A 24,577-nucleotide genomic window follows, 5' to 3' on the forward strand; every position below is an offset into this window, starting at 1 on the left:
GTCGATCGTCGACGCTGCCACCCGAGGGTGTCGGTTCGGTAACACAACGGGGCGGCGCTCTGGCCGGGGCGCCGCCCTTGTGGTCTCCTGGAACGGTCGCACTCTAAACCTCTACTTTAGAGTTAGGTAGAACCCGTCCGGGTGTCACGACCCACAGGAGGAGAACCCCATATGAGCCGCAGACACCGTCACCGGATGCGCCGCTTCTCGGCCGCCGCAGCCCTCACCGTCGCCGCAGGCCTGACGCTTCCCGCCGTCGCCGTGGCCGAGCCCGCCCCTGCAGAGCCGGCAGCACCGGCGCAGGCGCCCGTCGAGAGCCCGCTCGTGGCCGCCCTCGAAGCGCTCCGCGCACTGCCCGGCGTCGATCCCACCGCTATGGCCGCGGCCGAAGCCATTGCGAACGCACGAGGAAGTGCGGTCGACGCTGCGGAATCGACCCCGCTCGGCGCCTACGAGGACGGTATGGAATTCCTTCGCCGCCTCGGCGTCGAACCGTTCCTCTACCCCACCGGCGCACCGTTCTGCACGGCCGACGGCGACCTGCCGCTGGGCACCGTGCCGGCTGTCGCGGGCGCACTGCCCGGCCCGTGGCCCAACCGCAGCCTCGCACCTCTGCCGGGAACCCTGAACGTCGTCGACCCCGCCGAAACGTTGTTCGCGTTCGTACCGGTCGGCCTCGAGGGCGACGCGGACGCCTCGGGAATCCAGCTCGCCTGGTTCAACATCAACACCTTCCAGGGCGGCTTCGTGCCGATGGGCACGCCGGAGGAAGCCGCTGCGGGAGCCATTCCGGAGGGCATCACCGGAGCGACACGCGGCATCATCGAGCAGGCCGTCACGCGCTTCATCGCCGACACACTGCCCATGGGTGGCGTGCGGGTCGCACCGGTCGAGACGGGTTCGGGCACCGTGCTCTCGGCCATCTTCGGCACCGTGCAGAACGGCGACACCCAGTGCTTCTTCCTGCCCACGATCGGCATCGTGGACGTGCCGGCGCCCTGACGACCGGTCTTCGACATGCAGCGGGCGGGCGTCAGCTCGCCCGCTGCAGTCGATTCAGCCGGTCGAACACGAGCGTGACGGCGGTGTCCATGTGCGCGAGCACGTCGTCGACGGACTGCCGTCCCGCAACCCAGGCGACGAGCGCCGACATCCACACGTCGGCGATGATCCGCACGGCGTTGAGCACCTCTTCGGTGACGATGTCGATGCCGGACGCCTGCGCGAAGAGGAGGGTGAGCACCTCACCGAGACGATCGAGTTCGGGCGCCGAGGACGCGTCGGCGAACATTGCTGCGCGGATGAGGGCGTCGTAGCGCAGCGGATTCTCGGAGAGACGGGGCATCACTCCGCGCAGCACCCCCATGAGACGCTCGGCAGCACCGTCACCCGGAATCTCTGCGGTGGTCACGGCTTCCGCGGCGGTTTCGAATTCGAGCACGAGCGCGACGACGAGCAGGTGATTCTTCGAGGGAAAGTAGCGGTAGACCGTGCCGAGGGCCACGCCGGAGCGGTCGGCGACCGCTCGCATCTGCACGGCGTCGTATCCGCCTTCCGACGCGAGTTCCTCGGCCGAGGCGATGATCCGCATGTACCGCGCCCGCTGCGCGGGCCGCAGGCCCGCGCCCGGCGAGCGGGTGGACCCGAGACCCGGTCGCGATGCCCGAGCCGACGCCGATCCTTCGTCCGCGGTCTCCGTCGTCGACTGCTCCGTCATCACGCCACCTTCCGTTCATGCCCGTTTCGAGGATAGTTCAGCGTGGTGCTTCTGCTTTTTTGTACCGCCGACCGAGCCCCGACCGGACAGGTGTCCGGAAATCCCTTCCCTCCGGATGTAGAACGCGTTACATTTTCTCCGTCACCGTCAGGAGAGGGGCAGCTGTGCGCCACGGAATCACCCTGTTCACGAGCGACCGGGGAATCCGGCCCGACGTCGCCGCCTCGACCGCGGAGAGCCGCGGTTTCGACAGTTTCTACGTCCCCGAACACACCCACATCCCGGCCCGCCGCGAATCCGCACACCCGGGAACGGGCAACGAGACCCTCCCCGACGACCGCTACATGCGCACCCTCGATCCGTGGGTGGCGCTGGGCCTCGCGGCCGCGGTGACGTCGACGATCACACTGGGCACCTCCGTCGCGCTGCCCCTCGAACACGATCCGATCACCCTCGCCAAGACCATCGCAAGCCTCGACCATCTTTCCGGCGGGCGCGTGCACTTCGGCGTCGGATTCGGCTGGAACGCCGAGGAACTCGCCGACCACGGGGTGCCACCGAAGAAGAAGCGGACCGCGCTGCGCGAATATCTCGAAGCGATGCAGGCGCTGTGGACAGAGGAGGAGGCCTCCTACGAGGGCGACTTCGTCGCATTCGGGCCCAGCTGGGCGTGGCCGAAACCCGTGCAGCAGCCGCGTCCCCCGATCTTCCTCGGAGCCGGTTCCACCGACCGCAACTTCGATTGGATCGTCCGCCACGCCGACGGGTGGATCACCACCCCCACTGAGGACAATGTCGTCGACAACGTCGCGCGCCTCCACAAGGCGTGGGCCGATGCCGGGCGCAGCGGGACCCCGGATGTCCTGGCCTTGGCCGGTCGCTACGACGCCGAGCAATCGAGACTGTGGGCCGATGCCGGTGTCACCGAAGTGATCTTCGGACTGCCCGACCGCTCCGAAGAGGACGTCGTCGCGTACATCGACCGGCTCGCTTCGAAACTCGACCACTGATCACCGACCGGAACGGATCCCCATGAGCACCGATCTTCACCCCGTCCCCGCCGACACCGTCACCACCTGGAACCACGAAGCCGACGTCGTCGTCGCCGGTTACGGCATCGCCGGTGTCTCGGCGTCCATCGAGGCCGCCCGCGCGGGTGCCGAGGTGCTCGTCCTCGAGCGGACCGGCGGATGGGGCGGCGCGGCCTCGCTGTCCGGGGGGATCATCTACCTCGGCGGTGGCACCCCGCTGCAGAAGGCACTCGGATTCGAGGACACTCCCGAGAACATGAAGGCGTTCATGATCGCCGCTCTCGGCCCGGGGGCCGACGAAGCGAAGATCACCGAGTACTGCGAGGGCAGCGTCGAGCACTACGAGTGGCTCGTGGACAACGGCGTGGTATTCAAGGAGAGCTTCTGGGGCGAACCGGGCTGGGAGATCCCCGGCGACGACGGCCTGATGTACTCCGGCGGCGAGAACTCCGCACCCTTCAACGAGATCGCGACGCCCGCTCCGCGCGGCCACGTCCCCCAGATGGCCGACAAGCGCACCGGTGAGAAGGGCGGTGGGTTCATGCTCATGCAGCCGCTGTCGAAGGTCGCCGAAAGCCTCGGTGTGCGTTCCGAATACGACGTGCGGGTCCAGCGGTTGATCGTCGACGGCGACGGACGCGTCGTCGGCCTGGCGGCCAAGCAGTACGGCAAGGACGTCCACATCCGCGCCCGCCGAGGCGTCGTCCTCGCGACCGGCAGTTTCGCGTACAACAAGGAGATGGTCGCCTCCTACGCGCCCCAGCTGACGGGACGACCGGGCGCGGCGATCGAGGAACACGACGGGCGCGCGATCCGCATGGCGCAGGCACTCGGCGCCGACCTCGCGCACATGGATGCCACCGAGGTCGCCTTCTTCGGCGACCCGCAGTTGATGGCGCGGGGCATCCTCGTCAACGGCCGCGGTCAGCGTTACGTCCCCGAGGACACCTATCCGGGCCGCATCGGTCAGCTCACGTTGCTCAGGAACGACAACCAGGCGTACCTGATCATCGACGAGCAGGCGTACGAGGAAGGTTGTGCGGCAAAGAGTTCGACGCCCTTCTTCCGGTTCCGGCCGAAGTGGGTCGCGGAGACCGTGGCCGAGCTCGAATCCGACATGGAGCTGCCGGCCGGAACGCTGCAGGCGACCGTCGAGGTGTACAACCGGCACGCGGCGAACGGCAGCGATCCGGTGCTGGGCAAGAAGAGCGAATGGGCCAAGCCGATCGGCAGCCCGATCGCCGCACTCGATCTCCGTAACTGCGCCGCAGGTTTCACGCTCGGTGGCCTGCGCACCTCGGTCGACTCGGAGGTGCTGCACGTCTCCGGCGACCCGATCCCCGGCCTGTTCGCCGCGGGTCGCTGCACGTCGGGTGTGTGCGCGTGGGGATATGCGAGCGGCACGTCGCTGGGAGACGGAAGCTTCTTCGGGCGACGCGCCGGCCTGTCGGCCGCAAAGGGCTGATGCCCGGGCGCGTGGTTCCGGTGGCCTGAGCCGCCGGAACCACGCTCTTTGTCAGAACACGCGATCGAGGTCGCGCGAGACGATGTGGTCGGCGCCGTACTCGGCGAGCGCCGCGATCGTCATCGACGGATTGCACGCCCCGGTCGATCCCGGAATCTTCGCGCCGTCCACCACATACAGGCCGGGCTGGCCGTGCACGCGACCGGCGTCGTCGCACACCGCCCCGAACGGCGCACCCCCGAGCGGATGGAAGGTGTTGATGTCGACGGCGTTGACGTCGATGACGATCGAGGCCGGTCCCGCGATCCGCCGGATGCGGGCCTCGATCGCGCGGGTGAGTTCCCGGTCGTAGGCCTGATCCCAGTTCAGGACCGCATCGTCGCGGCCGGCGTCGTAGTGCCAGACTCCTCGGCCGTCGACGATCCCCAGACCGATCATCGTGGTCGTTCCCACATCGACGGGGAACGGCACCGGCCCGGTGACGATCATCAACGGTCCGGCGGGATCGGTGTAGTCGCGCATACCCACACAGGCGGGCCCGCCCTGATGGTCGCCGGGGCTGACGAGCGGACTCGTCACGGCGAACACCCGGTCGCCGTTGTTGCCCCATCCCGTTCCGACGCCGTCGGGAAGATCGGGGACGAACCCCTTCGCCTTCGCCTTCACGAGGAGACGGGTTGTGCCGGCCGATCCGGCACCGAGGAACAGCGACTGTGCGAGGATCCGCTTACGTTCGAGAATCGTTCCGTCCGTGTGGATCCGGTCGACGTGCACGATCCAGGTGCCGTCCGGAGCGCGCTCGATGTCGCCGACCCGGTGCAGCGGCGCGACCGTGACGAGCCCCGTGCGTTCCGCTTCGGCGAGATAGGTGACGTCGACCGAGAACTTACCGCCGTTGTTGACTCCGTAGATGACGTCGCCCGTCGTGTAGGACGGTTTCAGTTCCCCGGTCAGCTCCCGTCGCGCGAAGTCCCAGTCGATGCACATCGGCACCCTGAACGTGTCGTAGCCCTCCGAGCCTGCACGGTCCAGGAACTGGCGTGAGGACCGGTACCGATCGTGGTCGAGCAGATCGTCCGGGATGGTCGCGACCTGCAGCATCCGCGCCACCCGCCGGTAGTGGTCGGAGGCCAGCAGGTCGTAGTCGATACGCGAGGACACCGAATCGGAGAATCGCTGCCCGTCGGGTTGCACGGTCATGCCGTGATAGGCCAGCGAACTCCCACCGACCCCCGCGCCGCACATGACGTCCATGCCGTTCCCCGGAACCCGTTCGATGAGCCCTGTGAACGGTTCGGTCGGGATCGGCGGAGTACCGGTCATCACCGGGACGGACGACAACCACGACATCCGCCGGTCGGGTTGCAGCATGTGTGGGAACGTCTCGGCGTTCGGGCCCGTGGGCCAGCGGATACCCCGTTCGAGGACCAACGTCTGCACACCGGCCCGGCCGAGATGCAGCGCGGTGATCGCACCGCCGAATCCGCTGCCCACGACGACCGCCCGGTGGCGTTCCTCGGTGACCTCGGCGCGTGCTCGTGGAACAGCGGTCAACGACAGTGCTGCGACAGCGGCGCCACCGACTGCGCTCGCGCGCAGGAAGGTACGACGCGTCAGGGACTCGGCGCGGGCCCCGATCCCGTGCTCGATATTCACGAATGGATCTCCTGGAGGAAGTTAGAGGACGGTGAGCGGCAGAGGTATCCCTCGATCCACGAACTCGAAGGACGAACCCGAGCTGTAGCGGGTCACAGCCACTTCCGGACATTCCTTCGTCGGCTGCTCCTGCCGGACCACCTCGACGACGAGCGCCTCCGCGCTCTCGGAGACCACCTGCGTGGAGAAGTGCGGGTCGACGCCTCGCACCAGAGCATCGAGCGGTCCGAGATGGTCGGAGTCGATCAGCGTGGGCCACGCCCCGTCGGCCTGGGCACCACCGCGCCGGGCGATCCGCACACCGAGGCCTTCGTCGTCGTGACAGATCGCCCTCTCGACGTACTGACGCGGCGCCAGCAGGGGGTGGACGTCCATGACCGTGGCCAGACCCGCGAAGGTCGGCGGCAGGGCGAGGACCCGGTGGATGCGTTCGGCCGTCAGCCCTGCGATGCCGGTGAGCTGCTTCCGTGCGAGGCCGAGGGCCGACTGCTCGTCGGTGCGTTTGCGCACGCCCATGAGGAAACCCAGAGTGAGCATGTGCTGTTGCAACGCGACCTCTTCGGCGATGCGCACCAGCGCGGACTTCGAGAAGTCGCCGAAGCGGAGATCGGCGAGCAGCGGACCCGAATAGTCGTGCACCCCGTCCCCTTCGGGGACGATCGGGCTCAGGTCGACGGCGACCGCGGCCGACCTGCCGAGCGCTTCGGTGTGCGATGCCACCGGCGGCGGTCTGTGCGACGGATCGATGGTCACCGTCCACGCGCAGTGCGGGTGCCGGTCGGCGGACAAGCGCGGGGGCCGGTGGATCGGACGTACCTGCACGTGCGGATTGGTCGCGAGCGCGGTGGCGTCGAAGGTCGGGTCCTCGATGTCGTGACACATCGCGGTCACGTAAGCGTCGCCGAGCGGTTCGACGTCCATCAACGCCCCGCAGTGATCGAGCCAGAACTCGCCGTGGTCGCGGTCGTGGACGCGGTAGCGGAAGCCCATGAACTGCGGGGGTGCCCCGATGTCGAGTTGCATGCCCTTGAAAATGGTGACGACGTCGTCGCCCTCGAACTTCAGGGCCCGCTGCATGCGACGGGTGTACCACGGCGAGGACGCCTGCCATTCCTCGATGGCCACCTCCGCCATGCCCTCCCGACCGAACGCCGAGATCAGATGCGCCATCCCGGATCGGTCGATGAGCTGACCGCACAGCAGCAGTTCGGGAACGAGCGCGGCGAGGTCGGTGCGGGAGAGCGCAGCGAACGATTCACCGGTGTCCACGGTTGTCACCACAACGGAACCGGTGACTCGCCGACCCGGTACCAGCCGGGAAGGCGCTTCTTCGCCGTCGATCGCTCGATCCGTTTCTGCATGCCATCGGACAGCGCGTTCGCGGTGATCATCTCGAGGAACAGGTGCGAGACGTTGCCGAAGTCGAAGAAGTCGCGCTGCCACGACCACTGGAAGTCGCCGCCGTACCGGAACCAGCTCCCGCCGATGCCGTGGACGGAGTAGTGCTCGCCGTCCTCGCGGGTCGCATCGGCCATCTGCTTCCAGAAGCCGATCACGTCGCCCGACCGGTCGTCGACGACGAACTGCTGGTAGGGATACTGCCAGCCCTCGAGTCCGTCCATCTCCTGACCGAGCGCGAGTTCGCGGATCTCCTCACGGCCCACGGCCATGAACTCGTCCTTCGGACCGTAGTTCCAGCCGTAGGTGGCGTCCTCGGTGTACATCTCGGCCAGCGGCTTCCAGTCGCCCTCGGCCTCGGCGCGCTTGTTGGCGTCGACCCAGCGGGTGATCATCTCGTCGAGCTCGGCACGATCGAACGTGGCCATCCGGTCTCCTGATCCTCAGTCTTCGACGATGCGAAGGGCTTGTGTGGGGCAGTACTTCACGGCTGCTCGTGCATCTACGTGCATCTCGTCCGGCACGGGGTCGAGAAGGATCTCCACCTCACCCCGCTTGGCGACGGCGAACACGTCCGGCGCCTCCATCGAGCACATCGCGTGCCCCTGGCACAGATCGAGATCTGCTTCGATCCTCATCTCGCGAACCTCACTCCTGCGTCGCCGTACCGCTGTTCGATGCCCCCCGGGTGCGACGTCGGTACCGCACGGCACACGGCTGCTCGAGCTGGACCACCATCTTCGAGTGATCGTTGCGATAGGTTTCGGGCGGCTGGGACAACTCGAACTCGAAGTCGCGCAGCAGGACCGAGAATATGGCCTTCAACTGCATGAGCGCGAATGCCGCTCCCACACAGCGGTGCCGGCCGGCTCCGAACGGTATCCAGGTCCACCGGTTGACGATGTCCTCCTGGTTGGGGTCGATGTACCGGCCCGGATCGAAGGTGTCGGGGGCGGGGAAGTCCTCCGGGATCCGATTGGAGATCGCGGGGGTGGCACCGACGAGATCGCCTCGCGCGATGCGGTATCCGGCGACCTCGAAGTCGTCCTGGGCCACCCGCAGGAGCAGGATGAGCGGCGGATGCAGCCGCAGCGTCTCCTTGAGCACCGCCTCGAGAATCGGGATCTGCCGCAGCGCATGGAAGCTCACGCTTTCACCGTCGGCGTAGAGGACGTCGAGTTCCTCGGTCACCCGCTCCATGTACTCGGGATGCCGCAGCAGTTCGATCAGCGCCCAGGCCGCCGTACCCGAGGTGGTGTGGTGACCCGCGAACATCATCGAGATGAAGATGCCGGTGATCTCGTCGGCGCTGAACCGTTCGTTGCCGTCCTCGTCCTCGATGGAGACGAGGACGTCGAGCATGTCGCGATCCTCCTTGCCCTCCGGCGGATTCGCGATGCGTCCGTCCATGATCTCCTGCACGAGTGCCACGAGTCCGCGGCGGGCCTCGTCGCGTCGCCGGAAACTCTCGATCGGCGCGTAGGGATCGACGAAGGCCAGTGCGTCGGTACCTTTTTCGAGGTCGTGGTAGAGGTGGGCGAATCGGCCGTCGAGCTGGTCGCGGAACTTCTTGCCGATCAGGCAGGCCGACGAGGTGTAGATGGTCAGCTCGGCGAAGAATTCGAGCAGGTCGATTTCGCCTTCGTCGCCCCAGTCGGCGACCATGTCCTGGACCTCGCGGTCGATGGTCGCCGCGTGGCCTCTCATCTGTTCGCCGCGCAGCGCCGAGTTGTGCAGCATCTCCTTACGGCGCTCGGGGCTCGCATCGAAGACGACCCCCTCCCCGAAAACCGGCTTCATGAAGGGATAGGCCGCCTGCTGGTCGAGTTCCTCATCCGCAGCGCGGAAGAAGAACTCGTTGGCCTCCGCCCCGGAGAGGAGCACGACCTTCTTGTCGGCGAGCTGGAAGACACCGACGTCGCCGCACTCCTGGCGGACGCGGCGCATGAGCGCGATGGGATCGGTGCGCAGTTCCTCGAGGTGGCCGTGTTCGTGTTCGCCGCCGGACACACGCCGGGGCTCGACGAGTGTGGTCATGAACGGTCCTTCCGCAGGGGTGCTTCGGGTTGAACCTCGATGAGCACGATGTGGGCACCGCGAGGGGCCGAGACGACGGAGAGCGCGGCCGCGGCGATGTCGGATGCACGAAGGAAATACGGGTGCCGGGCGAATCCCCATGTGCCCCAGTCCTCGAGCATCGGTTCGAGGACCTCTGCCGGCGCAGACATGCCGGCACCGGTCTGCGTCGGCCCCGGGCGCACGACCGACGCCCGGACGCCCGTGCCCTCGAGTTCCATCCGCATCTCGCGGACGAGCGCTTCGAGACCGGTCTTCGCCGCGTTGTATGCGCCCATCCAAGGCCGGGGTATCACGGCACAGTCGGATCCGATCACGACGAAGTCGCCGCGCCGTCGGTCGATCATGCCGGGCAGCGCGCGGTGGGCGAGTCGTTGCGTACCCATCAGGTGCACGTTCACCTGGAAGGCGAAGCGGTCGGGATCCATCTCGTGAGGCAGCGCGAAGTCCATGTCACCCGCTCCCGAGACGACGATCTCCGTGGGTCCGAGGGTCTCCTCGGCCGCCGTGACGAACTCGTCGACGGATTCGGTGGACGACACGTCGAGGAAGTGGGCGAAGGCTTCTCCTCCCTCACCACGGATCTTCTCGGCGATCGCCGTGCATTCCTCCACGCGACGAGCACCCAGAGCGACGGGATGCCCGTGCTCGGCGAGCGCGTAGGCGGTGGCCGTACCGATCCCGGAGGAGGCGCCGGCGACCAGCGCGGGACGGCGGTCGGGATGGGGTTCGAATCTAGGCATGTCGTTCGGTGACCTCTACAGGAAGGGCCGCGAAGCCTCGGACATTGGTGGAGTGGACGCGTTCGCAACGGTCCTCGTCGATCTCGTAGTCGGCGACGCGCCGGGCGAACTGTTCGAGTGCGATGTTCGCCTCGAGTCGGGCGAGATGCGCGCCGAGGCAGAAGTGAACTCCCCCACCGAAGCTGGCGATCTTCTGGGAGCTGTCGCGTCCGATGCGGAAGTCGTCGGCGGCGTCGAAGACGTCGGAGTCGCGGTTGGCGGAGCCGATGAGCAGCAGGACCTTGTCGCCGGAACGGATGGTGGCGTCGTGCAGGTCGATGTCGTCGACGGCGGTGCGGGCGACGATCTGGCTCGAGGTGTCGTAGCGGAGCGTCTCCTCCACCCATTGCGGTGCACGCGTGGGATCGCGGAGCACCCGCGACACCTCGGACTTGTCGTGCGCGCCCCAGTAGAGGGCGTTGCCGAGGAGTTTCGTGGTGGTCTCGTTGCCTGCGACCACCATGAGGAACATGAATCCGATGATCTCGTCGTCGGTGAGCCGGTCGCCGTCGATCTCGGCGGCCAGCAGCGCCGACGTGAGATCGGAGGTCTCCTGCTTCCGGCGCTCGGCGAGCATGTCGGCGTAGTAGCCGACCAGGTGCAGTGACGCCTCCATCGCGGCGACCGGTACGTCGAGCACACCCTCCTCGCGATGGACGACGAGGTCGGCGAGTCTGCGGATCTCGTCGCGATCGGATTCGGGCACGCCCATGAGTTCGGAGATCACATCCATGGGCAGCTTGCCCGCGAACTCCGAGATCCAGTCGAATTCCCCTGCTTCGACGGCAGGTTCGAGATAACGCAGGGTCAGCTCGAGGATGCGCTCCTCGAGGTCGGCGACGCGACGCGGGGTGAAGCCCTTGGAGACGAGGCGACGCATGCGCATGTGACGCGGGTCGTCCATCGCGAGGAAGGACATCACCTTGTGGGCGCCCGGGCCGTAGGCGGACGGATCGAGCGAGACACCGTTGGCACTCGAGAGCCGGGTGTTGTCGCGGAAGGCCGCGACGACGTCGGCGTGGCGGGACAGCGCCCAGAATTCGAGGTCGGGGTTGTAGTAGGCCGGTTCCTCCTCACGGAGGCGGCGGTAGGTGGGATACGGATCGTCGTGGAAGGCGTAGTCGTACGGGTTGAAGACCACGGGGCCGAGCGTCGGTGGATCGGGCGATGCGGGCCCTGCGTGCGACGCGGAGCCCGGGGATGCCTGGATCATGGATCACTCCAATAGAAGTCGGGCGGATGTCTCCAGCCTGTCGGCGAGTTTCTCGTAGGTGCCGTAGCCCATGCCGGCCCGGACCAGCGCGCCGGCGTAGAGCAGTTCGAGTGCTTCGAGTTCGTCGGGATCGGAGTCGGCGCCGAGCGCCGCCGAGATCCGGTGACGGATGTCGAGTCCGATGCGCGCGCGCAGGTGTTCGACATCGGGGTCGTGACCGAGCAGTGCACTGGTGACGGCAGCGGCGAGTTCCGGTTCGTCGGCCAGCAGCAGCGCGATTCCCCGGAGTACCGCGACCACGCGATCGGCACGGCTCGTGTTCCCGGCGTCGGCCGCGTCGGCCGTGGCAGCGTTGGCCAACCGGCGCCAGAACACTTCGGCGACGAGGTGTTCCTTGGACGAGAAGTAGGTGTAGGCCGTGGCCGGAGCGACTCCGGCACGGGCGGCGACCATGCGCACCGTCAGCCCCGCGAATCCCTCCTCGCGGAGCACCTCGACCGCGGCCTGCGTGAGCCTCGCTACCGTGTCGGCCTGCTTCTCTGTCAGGCGACGACGGGTCGATTCGAGATTCACGTTTCTGGACACGTGTCTGGACATTACTACGGTCGAGTGGGGTCGGCAATGCCCTGAAAGGGGTCATATGCCGAATTCAACGCTGTCGTGGGTGGATACGGACGGGCATCGACTTGATGCCGTTGATGAAGTTCGACCGTAGCCGCCGCGGCTCACCCGCCGGCTCGACCCGATCGATACGGGCCGCGAGGGTCTCGAACATCACGCGCAATTCGAGCCGCGCCAGATGCGCTCCGAGACAGAAGTGCACGCCCGTCCCTCCGAAGGCGACGTGCGGATTGTGTTCCCGCCCGATGTCGAAGGCGTGCGGTTCGTCGAAGACGTCCTCGTCGCGGTTCGCGCTCGGGTAGTACACGATCACCTTGTCACCCCGCTCGACCCGCTGGTCGCCGATCGACACCGGACAGGTGGGCGTGCGGCGGAAGCCCAGCACGGGGCTGACCCATCGCAGAATCTCCTCCACGGCGCTGTCCACGAGTCCGGGATCGTCCTGCAACCGGCGCCATTGCCCGGGATGGTCGACGAAGGCCTGCATCCCACCCGAGATCGCGTTGCGTGTCGTCTCGTTGCCCGCGATCACGAGCAGGACGAAGAACATGTCGAACTCCATCTCGCCGAGCGTGTCGCCGTTCTCGTCGGGGCACACCAGCTTCGAGACGATGTCGTCGCGCGGTTCGACGCGTCGCTGCGCGGCGATCTCGTTGGCGTACAGGAAGACCTCGGCGGCGGCGAGCTCACCGTCCTCCTGGGTGGTGCCGTATTCGGGGTCGTCCCAGCCGATCATTCGGTTCGACCAGTCGTACAGCTTCCCGACGTCCTCCGCCGGCGCGCCGAGCAGCGCTGCGATCACCTCCAGCGGGAGGGGCGCCGAGATCGCCGGGACGAAGTCGATCACCGCGCCGTCGCGCCCGGCCTCGATCGCTGCGTCGACGGTGCGTTCGCACGTCCGCCGGATGCGGTCCTCGAGCGTCTTGACCATGCGCGGGGTGAAGCCCCGGCTGACGAGCTGCCGCAGGCGGGTGTGATCCGGCGGGTCGAGGTTGAGCAGCATGGACGCCTGTTTCAGGCGCGTCTCCTCGTCGAAATCGTCTATCTGGGTGGTCCCGAGCGCCGAGGAGAAGGTCGCGCTGTCACGGGAGATCGCGACGACGTCGGCGTGCCGGGTGACCGCCCAGAAGCCTTCGCCACCGGTGTCGGGTTGCCGGTGGACCGGACAGGTGCGCCGCAGTTCCGAGAAGTATTCGTGCGGAACCTCCTTCGCGAAGACGTCGGGGTTCTTGAGATCCGTGGGTGATGTCGTCATGAAGCCGCCCTCGTTGCGGGTGGACGAATGGCCTTCGTTTACAAACTACTCGTCTTCGTTTCGAATGGAAGACCCTTAGACTGTTTTCATGGCAGGCGACAACTCCCGGCCCGTGCGGCGGCGAACACTGACCCGCGACAAGGTCGTCGCAGCAGCGCTCGGGATCGTCGACGAGCTCGGATGGGACGGGCTCACGATGAGCACCCTGTCGTCGCAGCTGGGAATCGTCACTGCCTCGCTGTACAACCACGTCCGCAATCTCGACGACGTGCGAGCGGCCGTGCAGATCCGCGCGATGACCGATCTGGGAGCACATCTGCGCGAGGTCGCCATGGGCCGCAGCGGACTCGACGGACTGCGCGCGCTGATCGACGCCCACCACGCCTGGGCCGTCGATCATCCCCGCCGCTACGGAGCGCTGACCACCGCGCCGGTGGATCGCGACGGGCTCCTCGCGGCCGCACTGGACGCGAACGTCGCCCTGCGCACGATGCTCGCGTCCTGCGGGGTACCCCAGGAGGAGACACTCGAGGCCGCGATCGGCATGTTCGCAGCTCTGCACGGTTTTGCGGTCCTGCAGGGCAGCGGTTTCCTCGGCGACGAACTCGACCTCGACCACGTCTACGAGACCGTCGTGCGCGGAGTTCTGGCCGGCGTGGCCCTCGACCCGACGAAGACGCGCTAGAGTGACACCCATCAACTGAATACGTCCGTCTTCAGATGGAGGGGTCATGCGGACGATCGACACTCTCGGCGATCTCGTCTCACCACTCGGCGGCACGATCAACGCCGCCAACGTCATCATGCAGCTCGCCCATCCCGGCGTCGGCCAGGGCGTCGTCGACAGCACGGTCGACTCCGGCCGGGCCGATCTCCATCCGATCAAACGGGCCCGCACGACCGGCACGTATCTCGCGGTCGCGGTATTCGGTACCGCCGCCGATCGCGACTTCGTGCGGGAGTCGGTGCGGAAGATTCATGCCCGGGTCGCCTCACCGCCCGGCGCGGAGGTCCGCTACAGCGCCAACTCCCCCGCCCTGCAGCTGTGGGTGGCGGTCTGCCTGCTCAAGTACTTCATCGATCAGCACGAGTTCCTGTACGGCCCCCTCACCGAGGAGCAGTACGCCCGGGTTCTGCGCGACGGCGCACCCCTCGCGACGACGCTGAACGTGCGACCGGAGTCGTGGCCCACGACCCGCGAGGAGTACGAGGAGCTGTGGAAGGCCGGCCTCGCCGACATCTCCATGAACGAGCACGTGCGCGAGTACCTCACCGAACTCTGCAATCTCGCGTTCCTCGAGGTGCGCCTCGGATCACTGGGCCGCGGGATCCACCGGCTGCTCGGCAGGTCGTTCGAACTGATCACCCGTGGTGCACTGCCGCCCGAGTTCCGCGACGTCATGCACTACGAGTGGACCGCCGACGACCAGCGCCGCTTCGACCGCTATCTCGTGGCGGTCCGGCGTCTGCACCGCGTCACGCCGTGGATGTGGCCGTTGCTGTGGAAGATCTACCTGCTCGATCTGCGCACCCGACGACGCCTCGGGCTGCGCGTGTTCTGACCGGCACCCGCCGGACCCTCGTCGAGACCGGTGTTGTGCGCGAGAATGTCGAATTCTTCGCACACAACACCGGTTTCGCCCGTTTTCGACGAAGCGTTGCGTTCTGTCGCGTCGCCGAACTATAGTCCAGACACCTGTCCAGGACATCAGGGAAGGTCTCGATGACGCTTCGCCCCACCGACAGCTCCACTCTCCTGATCGACGGAAAACTCGTGCCCGGCAGCGGAGGCACCTTCGGTGTCACCGACCCGAGCACCGAGGAGTTACTCGGCCACGCGGCGGACGGCACCGCAGCCGACATGGATACCGCGATCGCGGCCGCGCGCCGAGCCTTCGACGACACCGACTGGTCGCGCGACCACGCTTTCCGGGCCCATTGCCTCCGGCAGTTGCGCGACGCCCTGCGCGAGCACATCGAGGAACTGCGCGAGATCACCATCGCCGAGGTCGGCGCCCCCCGATTCCTCACGAGCGCCGCCCATCTCGAAGGACCCGTCGACGACCTGCTCTACTTCGCCGACCTCGCCGAGAACTATTCGTGGACGCAGGATCTCGGCAACGCCTCCCCCATGGGCATCGCGACCCACCGCTATCTGCTCAAGGAGGCGGTCGGGGTCGTCGGGGCCATCACCCCGTGGAATTTTCCGCACCAGATCAACTTCGCCAAGCTCGGACCCGCCCTCGCCGCCGGGAACACCGTGGTGCTCAAACCCGCACCCGACACCCCGTGGTGTGCGGCCCTGGTCGGGAGGATCGCGGCCGAGGAGACCGACATCCCGCCGGGCGTGCTGAACATCGTCACCTCGAGCGACCACCGGCTCGGCGCACAGCTGAGCGAGGATCCGCGCGTCGACCTGGTCTCGTTCACCGGCTCCACCGCGACCGGCCGAGCCGTGATGCGCGCGGCCGCCGAGACGCTCAAGAAGGTCTTCCTCGAACTCGGCGGCAAGTCGGCGTTCATCGTCCTCGACGACGCCGACCTACGCGGCGCCTGCTCGATGGCGGCCTTCACCGTCTGCACGCATGCCGGGCAGGGCTGCGCGATCACCACTCGCCTGCTCGTCCCGCGCGAGCGCTACGACGAGGCCGTGGCGCTGACCGCGAAGTCCCTGAATGGCATCCGCCCCGGCGACCCGCGCGACCCCGGCACAATCTGCGGGCCGCTCATCTCCGAGAAACAACGGCAGCGCGTCGAGGGCTACATCCGCCTCGCCGTCGAGGAAGGCGGCACGATCGCCGCCGGTGGCGGACGTCCCGCCGAACACGAGCGGGGATTCTTCGTCGAACCCACCCTCGTCGCCGGTCTCGACAACTCCGCTCGGGTGGCACAGGAGGAGATCTTCGGTCCGGTCCTCGTGATCCTCCCCCACGAGGGCGACGACGACGCGATCCGCATCGCCAACGACTCCCCCTACGGCCTCTCAGGTTCGGTGTACGGCACCGATCCCGATCGCGTCGCGCGGGTCGTGGCCGGTGTGCGGACCGGGACGCTCGGCGTCAACGGCGGTATCTGGTACGCCGCCGACGCACCGTTCGGTGGCTACAAGCAGTCCGGGATCGGCCGCGAGATGGGTGTCGCCGGTTTCGAGGAGTACCTGGAGACCAAGCTCGTCGCCGAGCCCGCGAACTGATCGCACCTTCCGAAAGGACCTACGAGATGGCACGTTTCACAGGACGTACCGCGATCGTCACCGGCGCGGCCCAAGGCATCGGTGAGGCGTACGCCCGTGCGCTCGCCGCCGAGGGCGCGAAGGTGGTGGTCGCCGACCTGAATGCCGAACTCGGCGAACAGGTCGCCGAGCAGATCGTCGCCGACGGCGGCACCGCGACCTTCACCTCGGTCGATGTGGCCGACACCGTCTCGGCCGAAGCACTCGCGGCGTCGACGGTGGAGACCTTCGGCGGCATCGACCACGTGGTCAACAACGCGGCCATCTACGGCGGTATGAAACTCGATCTGCTGCTGACGGTTCCATGGGACTACTACAAGAAGTTCATGAGCGTGAACCTCGACGGCGCCCTCAACGTCACCCGCGCGGTGTGGCCGCACATGACGAAGAACGGCGGGTCGATCGTCAATCAGTCGTCGACGGCAGCATGGCTGTACTCGGGCTTCTACGGGCTCGCAAAGGTCGGGATCAACGGACTCACACAGCAACTCGCGGTGGAGCTCGGCGGATCGAACATCCGCATCAACGCGATCGCCCCCGGCCCCATCGACACCGAGGCGACCCGCACCACCACTCCCGCGAACATGGTCGCCGACATGGTGAAACAGCTTCCTCTCCAACGGATGGGCACACCCGACGATCTCGTCGGCATGTGCCTGTTCCTGCTCTCCGACGAGGCCGGATGGGTCACGGGGCAGATCTTCAACGTCGACGGCGGGCAGGTGATCCGCTCGTGACCGGACGCTACGGATACATCGGGCTGGGCAACATGGGTGCACCCATGGCCCGGCGGTTGCTCGACAGGCCGGGAGGCCTGACGGTGCTCGATACGCGACCCGAGGCCGTGACCCCGTTCGTCGAGGCCGGCGCGAAGGCCACGTCCTCTCCCGCCGAGTTGGCTGCCGAATGCGACATCGTCTCCGTCACGGTCCTCGACGACACCCAGGTCCGCGACGTCGTGACCGGCCCCGACGGGGTGCTGTCCTCCGCCCGTCCCGGCACCGTCGTGGCAGTGCACTCGACGATCTCCGACACTACGGCCGTCGAACTCGCCGAGATCTGCGCGAGCAGGGGCATCGATCTCGTCGACGCCCCCGTCAGCGGTGGAGCACCGGGTGCGAAGAACGGAACTCTCGCGGTGATGGTCGGCGCGAGCGACGACGCCTTCGGAAGAATCGAGGAACCCTTCGGCAGCTTCGCGTCGCTCGTCGTGCACGCGGGGCCCGTCGGCTCCGGAACGCGGATGAAACTGGCCCGCAATCTGCTCCACTTCATCGCGTTCACCGCGGCAACGGAGGCGCAGCGGCTCGCCGAGGCCGCCGGGCTCGACATCACCGAACTCGGCAAGGTCGTCCGCCACACCGACGCGATCACCGGTGGCGCGGGTGCGATCATGTGGCGCGACAGTACGTCTCCGCTGACACCGGAGGATTCGTGGTTCCCGATCTTTTCGCACGTCCGCGCCCTCGGCGAGAAGGATCTCGCGCTCGCACTCGATCTCGGCGGCCGTCTCGGAATCGACCTTCCGCTGGGTGCGCGAGCGTTGACCGATCTCGGCCCCGGGCTCGGCGTCGGTATCGGCGAGGTCGCGCAGACCCGTTCCCGGAAGGAGCCCGCATGACGGACGAGACCCGCCGCCGCGGCCTGGAGATGATGTCGAAGGTCTACGGCTGGGAGATGCAGGACGGCCCGGGAGATCATTTCGCCGTCACCGCCGACCATCTGTTCGCGGACATCTGGTCGCGGCCCGGACTGAGCATCCGCGACCGTCGACTCCTGCTCCTCGGCGCCCTCACCGCGCAGGGACTCACCGACGTCGCCGAGATCCAGATCGCGGCGGCCCTGCACAACGAGGAACTCGACGAACAGCAACTCCGCGAGATCGCCTTGTTCCTCTGTCATTACGTCGGGTGGCCGTTGGGCACGAAGCTCGATTCGACGATCGGCAGCGTGCTGCACAAGCGGCGGGCCGCGAACCGGTCGTGAATACACCCGGTGGGTCCACGCCCGAGCCGGACTGTCCGGAACTCGGGTTCTACGGCCTCGCCGGGCACACCGACGACCCGCGGGCGTTGCTCGACGAGATCGCCGTCGCCGAGGAGATCGGCCTCGGGTCGGTCTTCCTGTCCGAACGATTCGACACCAAGGACGCGGCAGCTCTGGCCGGTGCGGCGGCCGCGATGAGCCGCACGCTCGGGATCGGCACCGCCGCGACCAACCCTCACACCCGGCATCCACTCGTCACCGCGACGATGGCGACCACACTGCACCGGATGAGCCGCGGACGGTACGCCCTCGGACTCGGCCGCGGCTTCGACGTGCTGTTCGATCTCATGGGACTACCGCGCGTGACGTCGGCGCGACTCGAGGACACCGCCGAGCTGCTCCGTACCCTGTGGCGCGGTGACGCCGTCGCGGACCACCACGGACCGGCCGGCGAATTCCCGTATCTGCGACGCACCGCCGAGGGCGCCGACCGTATCCCGATCCTCATGGTCGCCCTCGGTGAGCGCACGCTCGAACTGGCGGGACGCGTGGCCGATGCCGTCGTCCTGCACACCTTCTTCACCGACGACACACTCGCGCGCGCCGTGCGAACGGTGCGACGCGCCGCCGAGCAGGTCGGGCGCGACCCGCGGTCCGTCCGCATCTGGTCGGTTCTCGCGACCGTCGACGAGTCGATCCCCGAAGACATGAGGTTGCGGAAGCTCACCGGCCGTCTCGCAACCTACCTCCAGGGATACGGCGACGTCCTCGTCCGCACGAACGGCTGGGATCGGGAGGTACTGAACCGCTTCCGCGATGATGCCGAGGTGCAGGCGAATTCCGGACCGATCGACGCGGCGCCGACCGATCTGCTGGTCCACATCCGCTCGTTGCTGCCCGACGAGTGGCTCGCCGCAAGCGCGACCGGCAGCGCTCGACAGTGCGCGGCTCGCATCGCCGACCAGTTCGATGCCGGCGCCGACAGCGTGATCCTGCACGGCGCCACGCCCACCGAGCTCGCTCCGATCGTCGCCGCCTGGCGGAACGTCCGCGACGCCGAACGTTTCGCATCCCTACCCGCCAATCCCGGCCGGAGCGCACCATGACCGACCTGTTCCTGTCGGTGGACGACCTGACTCCCGAACGGCTCTCGGCCGTGCTCGGCGGCACGGTGCATACGGTGGAGGTCGAGCGGATCGGAACGGGTCAGATCGCACTGTGTTACCGGCTCGTCCTGACCGGCGACGACGTGCCGTCCTCGCTCGTCGCGAAGCTCCCGTCGCCCGATCCCGCGACGCGGAGGATGCTGGCCGGCGCCTACCGCGGGGAGGCGCGCTTCTACAGCGACATCGAACGGTCCGTCGCAGTGCGTACCCCCACCTGCTATCACGTCGCGTTCGGTGAGGACGGAGAGTTCACGCTGCTCCTCGAGGACGCCGCTCCCGCACTGCCCGGCGACCAGCTCGCCGGATGCACCGTCGACGAAGCACACGACGCCGTCCGCAATCTCGCCGGATTGCACGGTCCCCGTTGGTGCGCTCCCGAGCTGTACGAGTCGGACTGGCTCACCACGACAAACGCCGAGCAGGCACGGATCCTCGCCGAGCTGTACGGCCCGGCGATCGAGACCTTCCTCGACCGCCTCGGCGATCTGCTCGGCCCCGACGACCGCGACACGCTGCGGGCCTGCGCAGAGGTCACCGAGGAATGGGTGCTCGCGCGATCCGACCGGTTCGCGCTGCTGCACGGTGACTACCGGCTCGACAACCTCCTGTTCCCGCCCGACGGCGACGGTGTGGTCGCAGTGGACTGGCAAACCCTGACGGTGGGGCTTCCCACCCGTGACCTCGCGTATTTCGTCGGCACGAGCCTGTCCCCAGGAACCCGCCGGGAGCACGAGCAGGATCTGGTCTCGACCTATCACCGCGCCTTGCTGTGCCACGGGGTGGAAGGTTACGGCCTGCAGCAGTGCTGGGACGACTACCGCTTCGCGATGCTGCAGGGACCTCTCGTGGCGGTCTTCGGGTGCGCCTACGGCACGAGGACCGACCGCGGCGACCACATGTTCGCGGTGATGGTCGAGCGGTCCTGCGCGGCGATTCGCGATCTCGACAGTCTCACCGTGGTAGCCGAGAGCATCGGACGGCGCGGCCGATCGGTAGGGTGATCCGGGATACACCGCACCACGCGAGAAGAACGGAGACCCATCCGATGTCCCGCACCACCCTGCCCCGCGAGGCGATCGAACTCGCCGAGGCGACACCGGGTTTCATGCCTCAGGACGAGGGAACCGCGTTGCACGAGGCTGCGGTGCAGTATCTCGGTGACGGCGTCGGTGTCGAGATCGGCACGTACTGCGGTCGCTCGACCGTGTATCTCGGAGCCGCGGCGAAGGCGACCGGTGGCACCATCGTCACCGTCGATCACCACCACGGTTCGGAGGAGCACCAGCCGGGCTGGGAGTACCACGACCCGTCGCTGGTCGATCCGCACACCGGCCTGCTCGACACGGTCGGTGCCCTCCGGCACACCCTTGCCGACGGCGACCTCGAATCGCACGTCGTCGCAGTGGTCGGAAATTCTCCTGTGGTGGCGTCGTTCTGGCGCACTCCGGCGTCGTTCGTGTTCATCGACGGCGGTCACAGCAGCGAAGCCGCCCGTGCGGACTACGACGGGTGGGCGAAATGGGTGCGTATCGGCGGCGCACTGATCATCCACGATGTCTTCCCCGACCCGAAGGACGGTGGCCGGCCTCCGTACGAGATCTACTGCCTCGCGCTGGAGAGCGGCGAATTCGTCGAGAAGTCCGTGACGTCCTCCCTGCGAATCCTCGAACGCACCGGCGGAACGGTCGGCTCCCTGCCCGGCAGCTGAGTTACGGGACGAGCACCGGACAGCGTTCGGTGCAGCGGTCGGCTCCCACCTGATGGGCGGGCGCAGCGGCATCCCGGAAGACGGCGTTTCCTCCCGTCGTGCGCGAGAGCGCATCGGCGGCGAGGATCACCGCCGCACTGGTCCACGAACTGACCTCCACCGGCCATCTCTTGCCGTCGGCGTAGACGAGACCGGTCCAGTACGAACCGTCCGGATCGCGCAGATGCTGCATGGCAGCGAACAATTCGCGCGCACGACCGGAGTGACCGAGAGCATCGAGCGCCAGGACCAGTTCGCAGGTCTCGGCCCCGGTGACCCACGGCCGGTGGTCCACGCAGCGGATCCCGAGCCCGTCGACGACGAAATCCGACCAGCGCTCGGCGATCCGTTCGTGCGCCTCGGTGCCGCGCACCGCTCCGCCGAGGATCGGGTAGTACCAGTCCATCGAGTACTCGGGCTTGGGGGTGAACGCCTCGGGGTGCCGGCGCAGCGCGTGACCGAGACGGATCAGCGCGACCTCCCATTCGGGTTGGGCCTCACCGACCTGCTCGGCGATCCGCAGCCCGCACCACAGACTCTGGTGGATGCTCGAACAGCTCGTGAGCAGGGCCTCGTCGAACATGCCGCCCGCGCCTCGTGCCCATGAGATCTGGCCCCCCGGCAATTGCATGTCGACCACCAGATCGAGTGCGGCGCGCACCGTCGGCCACATGTGCTCGACGAACCTGCGATCGCCCGTCACGAGATGGTGGTGCCACACGCCCACGGCGATGTAGGCCGTGAAATTACTGTCGGTGTCGTGGTTCTCGACGATGTCGCCACGGAACTGGATGGGCCACGAGCCGTCGCCTCGCTGCGTCCGCCGCGACCACTCGAAGGCAGCATCCGCTTCCTCGCGCAAACCGGTGGCGGTCAACGCCATCGCGGATTCGATGTGATCCCACGGGTCGGTGTGTCCACCGGGGAACCACGGGACGGCTCCGGACGGCTCCTGCATCCGCGCGATGGCGCGACCGGTGGCCAGGCACTGCTCGGGCGACAGCACTCCCGGCACCGAGGGCACCGTCACGCGCGCGGAGTCACCGCGCCGCACCGGCTGTTCCCGGCTTCTCGAGGTAGAACACGACACTCTTCCCGATGACGGGGTCGAGGACCTTCTCGGCCGTCCGGGTGATCCACGGCGCCTTCATGAGATCCCAGACCAGCAACCGGTGATACGCCTTCGCCAGCGGATTGTCGTCGTTGTCGACTCCGACGGCGCACTTGAGCCACCAGTACGGCGCGTGCAGCGCGTGGGCGTGATCGGTTCCCGAGACCAGGAGGCCGGCGGCGGCGAGTTTCGCGGCGAGTTCGTCGGCCTTGTAGATGCGGACGTGTCCGCCCTCCACCTCGTGGTATGCGTCCGACAGTGCCCAGCAGATCTTCTCGGGCAGCCAACGCGGGACGGTCACGGCCGCCACACCTCCGGGCTTGAGGACCCGGACGAGTTCGGCGATGGCCCGTTCGTCCTCCGGGACGTGCTCGAGTACCTCGGAGATCAGCACGAGATCGAAGGTCGCGTCGTCGTAGGGCAATGCGAGTGCGTCGCCGACCTCCGCCCGGGCCAGCGCGCCTTCGGGGACCTCACCTTCGAGCTCCATCGCGACGAACATGTCGGCGACGGCCTTCATGTCGTCGGCATTCTGATCGAAGGCGACGACATCCGCACCGCGTCGATACAGTTCGAACGAGTGACGCCCTGCACCTGCGCCGATGTCGAGGGCCCGTATCCCCGGTACGACGCCCAGGCGGTCGAAGTCGACGGTCAGCATCCGTTCTTCCCCTCTCGGTGCGCGGCAATCGCTCTTTCGTAGACTGCGGCGGTCTTCGCCGCCACGGCCGCCCAGCTGTAGCGTTCGAGCACGCGGTCGCGGCCCTTCGCGCCGAGACGCCGGCGTTCGGCCGGGTCGTCGAACAGGGCCGCGAGCCCTGCTGCAAGCTGCTCGGAGTCGCCCGGGGGCACAAGAAGACCGGCATCCCCGACGACCTCGGGGATGGCGCCGGCCCGACTCGCGACGAGCGGCGTTCCGCACGACATCGCTTCCACGGCCGGCAGCGAGAATCCCTCGTACAGCGACGGCACCGCCGCGATCTCGGCGGAGGCGAGCAGGTCGGCGAGCTCGGTGTCGTCGATCCCCGAGACGGTGCGCACGACATCGCCGATCGCGAGTTCGTCGATGAGTTTCTCGGTCGCACCACCCGGTGCGAGCTTCGAGACGAGGACCAGTTCGATCTCGCGTTCGGTGCGCAGCTTCGCGACCGCTTCGAGCAGCGTCGGAACCCCCTTGAGCGGGGCATCGGCGCTCGCGACGCAGACGATCCGGCCGGCGACGCGCTCGGCCTGCCTCGGAGCGAACATCTCCGTGTTCACGCCGAGCGGGATCGTATGGATACGTTCGGATTCGATCCCGAAGGCCGTCCGGATGTCGTCGGCCGAGTTCTCCGAGACCGTGAGCAGGGTGGGGAGACGACGCGCCACCTTCTCCTGCATGCGGAGGAATCCGTACCACCGCCGGAGCGTGAACCTGCGGCGGAAGGTGGTGGCGGAGGCCAGATCGAGTTCGCGGTCGCGGGTGATCGGATGGTGGATCGTCGCGACGAGCGGAAGATCCTCGGCGATGCGCAACAGACCGGAGGCGAGCGACTGGTTGTCGTGCACGACGTCGAAATCACCGAGACGCCCGCGCAGCAGGCGCGCGGCGCGCAGACCGAAGGTACGCGGTTCGGGGAAGCCGGCGGTCCACATGGTGGCAACCTCGAGGACGTCGATCAGGTCGCGGTACTCACCCGGCTTCGGGGTGCGGAACGGGTCGTCGTCGCGGTAGAGGTCGAGACTGGGCACCTTCGTGAGCGTCACGCCGGGATCGAGTTCGGGGTACGGCTGGCCGGAGAACACCTCGACGGTGTGTCCCTGGGCGACGAGTTCGCGAGCGAGATGGCGAACGTAGACCCCCTGACCCCCACAATGCGGCTTGCTCCGGTACGACAACAGAGCTACGCGCACATTCCACCTCGGGTTCCGCTCGGAGGGCCAGGTCTCGGACAGATGTCCACTAGTTGTGTAGGGCACACACTAGAACATGTTTTGTGCCCTCACGATAGCGAGCCGGGGGTGGTGCCGTGAGGATCGGCGACACGAGTGGGAGCACCGACCTACCGGACTGGCAGCCGTGACGAACCGACAATACGACGAAACCCCGGTATCGACGTGATACCGGGGTTTCGCCTGGAG

The 24,577-nt window shown here is 67.5% G+C and carries 25 protein-coding genes; 12 read left to right on the forward strand and 13 right to left on the reverse strand.

The window, feature by feature from the left end:
• Positions 1-171 precede the first annotated feature (171 nt).
• Positions 172-1,002, forward strand: a complete 831-nt coding sequence (locus EQ874_RS14060; RefSeq protein ID WP_026003337.1) for a hypothetical protein — start codon at positions 172-174, stop codon at positions 1,000-1,002.
• A 31-nt stretch (positions 1,003-1,033) separates the two neighbouring features.
• On the opposite strand, the gene EQ874_RS14065 is transcribed toward EQ874_RS14060, so the two are convergent.
• Positions 1,034-1,717, reverse strand: coding sequence for a TetR family transcriptional regulator (locus EQ874_RS14065; protein ID WP_016934359.1), 684 nt, complete (start codon positions 1,715-1,717; stop codon positions 1,034-1,036).
• Positions 1,718-1,881: 164 nt separating this feature from the next.
• Between EQ874_RS14065 and EQ874_RS14070 the strand changes: the two genes are divergently transcribed.
• A complete protein-coding gene (locus tag EQ874_RS14070) occupies positions 1,882-2,727 on the forward strand; it encodes an LLM class F420-dependent oxidoreductase (RefSeq protein ID WP_129977154.1) in 846 nt (281 codons plus the stop codon).
• A 22-nt stretch (positions 2,728-2,749) separates the two neighbouring features.
• On the forward strand, positions 2,750-4,213 hold the full coding sequence (locus EQ874_RS14075) for an FAD-dependent oxidoreductase (RefSeq protein ID WP_129977155.1): 1,464 nt from the start codon (positions 2,750-2,752) through the stop codon (positions 4,211-4,213).
• 51 nt (positions 4,214-4,264) lie between these two features.
• On the opposite strand, the gene EQ874_RS14080 is transcribed toward EQ874_RS14075, so the two are convergent.
• From EQ874_RS14080 to EQ874_RS14120, 9 genes are all read right to left on the reverse strand, one after another.
• A complete protein-coding gene (locus EQ874_RS14080; protein ID WP_242496765.1) occupies positions 4,265-5,869 on the reverse strand; it encodes a GMC oxidoreductase in 1,605 nt (534 codons plus the stop codon).
• A 21-nt stretch (positions 5,870-5,890) separates the two neighbouring features.
• A complete protein-coding gene (locus EQ874_RS14085) occupies positions 5,891-7,150 on the reverse strand; it encodes a hypothetical protein (RefSeq protein WP_129977156.1) in 1,260 nt (419 codons plus the stop codon).
• Positions 7,144-7,695 (reverse strand): nuclear transport factor 2 family protein, encoded by a 552-nt coding sequence (locus EQ874_RS14090; protein ID WP_016932258.1) that lies wholly within the window; start codon positions 7,693-7,695, stop codon positions 7,144-7,146. The genes EQ874_RS14085 and EQ874_RS14090 overlap by 7 nt, the downstream gene beginning before the upstream one ends.
• A 15-nt stretch (positions 7,696-7,710) precedes the next feature.
• Positions 7,711-7,905, reverse strand: coding sequence for a ferredoxin (locus EQ874_RS14095; RefSeq protein WP_016932259.1), 195 nt, complete (start codon positions 7,903-7,905; stop codon positions 7,711-7,713).
• Positions 7,906-7,915: 10 nt separating this feature from the next.
• Positions 7,916-9,304 carry a cytochrome P450 gene (locus tag EQ874_RS14100; protein ID WP_016932260.1) on the reverse strand — a complete coding sequence of 463 codons (1,389 nt, stop codon included), beginning with the start codon at positions 9,302-9,304 and terminating at the stop codon, positions 7,916-7,918.
• Entirely contained in the window at positions 9,301-10,086 is a 786-nt protein-coding gene (locus EQ874_RS14105; RefSeq protein WP_016932261.1) for an SDR family oxidoreductase, read from the reverse strand. The genes EQ874_RS14100 and EQ874_RS14105 overlap by 4 nt, the downstream gene beginning before the upstream one ends.
• Positions 10,079-11,338, reverse strand: a complete 1,260-nt coding sequence (locus EQ874_RS14110) for a cytochrome P450 (RefSeq protein ID WP_232284673.1) — start codon at positions 11,336-11,338, stop codon at positions 10,079-10,081. The genes EQ874_RS14105 and EQ874_RS14110 overlap by 8 nt, the downstream gene beginning before the upstream one ends.
• 3 nt (positions 11,339-11,341) lie before the next feature.
• Positions 11,342-11,911: a TetR/AcrR family transcriptional regulator gene (locus tag EQ874_RS14115; RefSeq protein ID WP_129977307.1), complete on the reverse strand. Its 570-nt coding sequence runs from the start codon at positions 11,909-11,911 to the stop codon at positions 11,342-11,344.
• A gap of 76 nt (positions 11,912-11,987) precedes the next feature.
• Positions 11,988-13,214, reverse strand: a complete 1,227-nt coding sequence (locus tag EQ874_RS14120) for a cytochrome P450 (RefSeq protein WP_129977157.1) — start codon at positions 13,212-13,214, stop codon at positions 11,988-11,990.
• Positions 13,215-13,302: 88 nt separating this feature from the next.
• On the opposite strand from EQ874_RS14120, the gene EQ874_RS14125 reads away from it, so the two are divergent.
• The 9 genes from EQ874_RS14125 (at position 13,303) to EQ874_RS14165 (ending at position 21,306) form a co-directional block, all read left to right on the forward strand.
• On the forward strand, positions 13,303-13,899 hold the full coding sequence (locus EQ874_RS14125) for a TetR/AcrR family transcriptional regulator (RefSeq protein ID WP_129977158.1): 597 nt from the start codon (positions 13,303-13,305) through the stop codon (positions 13,897-13,899).
• Positions 13,900-13,945: 46 nt separating this feature from the next.
• Positions 13,946-14,776, forward strand: coding sequence for an oxygenase MpaB family protein (locus EQ874_RS14130; RefSeq protein ID WP_129977159.1), 831 nt, complete (start codon positions 13,946-13,948; stop codon positions 14,774-14,776).
• Between the two features lie 161 nt (positions 14,777-14,937).
• Entirely contained in the window at positions 14,938-16,407 is a 1,470-nt protein-coding gene (locus EQ874_RS14135; RefSeq protein ID WP_129977160.1) for an aldehyde dehydrogenase, read from the forward strand.
• 26 nt (positions 16,408-16,433) lie between these two features.
• Complete coding sequence (locus EQ874_RS14140; RefSeq protein ID WP_129977161.1) at positions 16,434-17,183, forward strand: SDR family oxidoreductase; 750 nt, start codon at positions 16,434-16,436, stop codon at positions 17,181-17,183.
• Positions 17,129-18,067 carry an NAD(P)-dependent oxidoreductase gene (locus EQ874_RS14145; RefSeq protein WP_129977162.1) on the forward strand — a complete coding sequence of 313 codons (939 nt, stop codon included), beginning with the start codon at positions 17,129-17,131 and terminating at the stop codon, positions 18,065-18,067. Before EQ874_RS14140 ends, EQ874_RS14145 begins: the two co-directional genes overlap by 55 nt.
• Positions 18,064-18,432 carry a carboxymuconolactone decarboxylase family protein gene (locus tag EQ874_RS14150; protein ID WP_129977163.1) on the forward strand — a complete coding sequence of 123 codons (369 nt, stop codon included), beginning with the start codon at positions 18,064-18,066 and terminating at the stop codon, positions 18,430-18,432. Before EQ874_RS14145 ends, EQ874_RS14150 begins: the two co-directional genes overlap by 4 nt.
• Positions 18,429-19,538 (forward strand): TIGR03857 family LLM class F420-dependent oxidoreductase, encoded by a 1,110-nt coding sequence (locus EQ874_RS14155; RefSeq protein ID WP_129977164.1) that lies wholly within the window; start codon positions 18,429-18,431, stop codon positions 19,536-19,538. The genes EQ874_RS14150 and EQ874_RS14155 overlap by 4 nt, the downstream gene beginning before the upstream one ends.
• Entirely contained in the window at positions 19,535-20,599 is a 1,065-nt protein-coding gene (locus EQ874_RS14160) for a phosphotransferase (RefSeq protein WP_129977165.1), read from the forward strand. Before EQ874_RS14155 ends, EQ874_RS14160 begins: the two co-directional genes overlap by 4 nt.
• Before the next feature lie 44 nt (positions 20,600-20,643).
• On the forward strand, positions 20,644-21,306 hold the full coding sequence (locus EQ874_RS14165; RefSeq protein ID WP_129977166.1) for a class I SAM-dependent methyltransferase: 663 nt from the start codon (positions 20,644-20,646) through the stop codon (positions 21,304-21,306).
• 1 nt (position 21,307) lies between these two features.
• Here EQ874_RS14165 and EQ874_RS14170 read toward each other — a convergent pair whose 3' ends face one another.
• From EQ874_RS14170 to EQ874_RS14180, 3 genes are read right to left on the reverse strand one after another with little or no spacing between them, the layout of a single operon-like run.
• Positions 21,308-22,399 carry a prenyltransferase gene (locus EQ874_RS14170; protein WP_129977167.1) on the reverse strand — a complete coding sequence of 364 codons (1,092 nt, stop codon included), beginning with the start codon at positions 22,397-22,399 and terminating at the stop codon, positions 21,308-21,310.
• A complete protein-coding gene (locus EQ874_RS14175) occupies positions 22,386-23,117 on the reverse strand; it encodes a class I SAM-dependent methyltransferase (protein WP_064064001.1) in 732 nt (243 codons plus the stop codon). The genes EQ874_RS14170 and EQ874_RS14175 overlap by 14 nt, the downstream gene beginning before the upstream one ends.
• Positions 23,111-24,349, reverse strand: a complete 1,239-nt coding sequence (locus tag EQ874_RS14180; protein WP_064064002.1) for a glycosyltransferase family 4 protein — start codon at positions 24,347-24,349, stop codon at positions 23,111-23,113. The genes EQ874_RS14175 and EQ874_RS14180 overlap by 7 nt, the downstream gene beginning before the upstream one ends.
• Between the last annotated feature and the right edge of the window lie 228 nt (positions 24,350-24,577).

This window comes from Rhodococcus sp. Q1, assembly GCF_004153645.1.
Taxonomy (GTDB): domain Bacteria; phylum Actinomycetota; class Actinomycetes; order Mycobacteriales; family Mycobacteriaceae; genus Rhodococcus; species Rhodococcus gordoniae.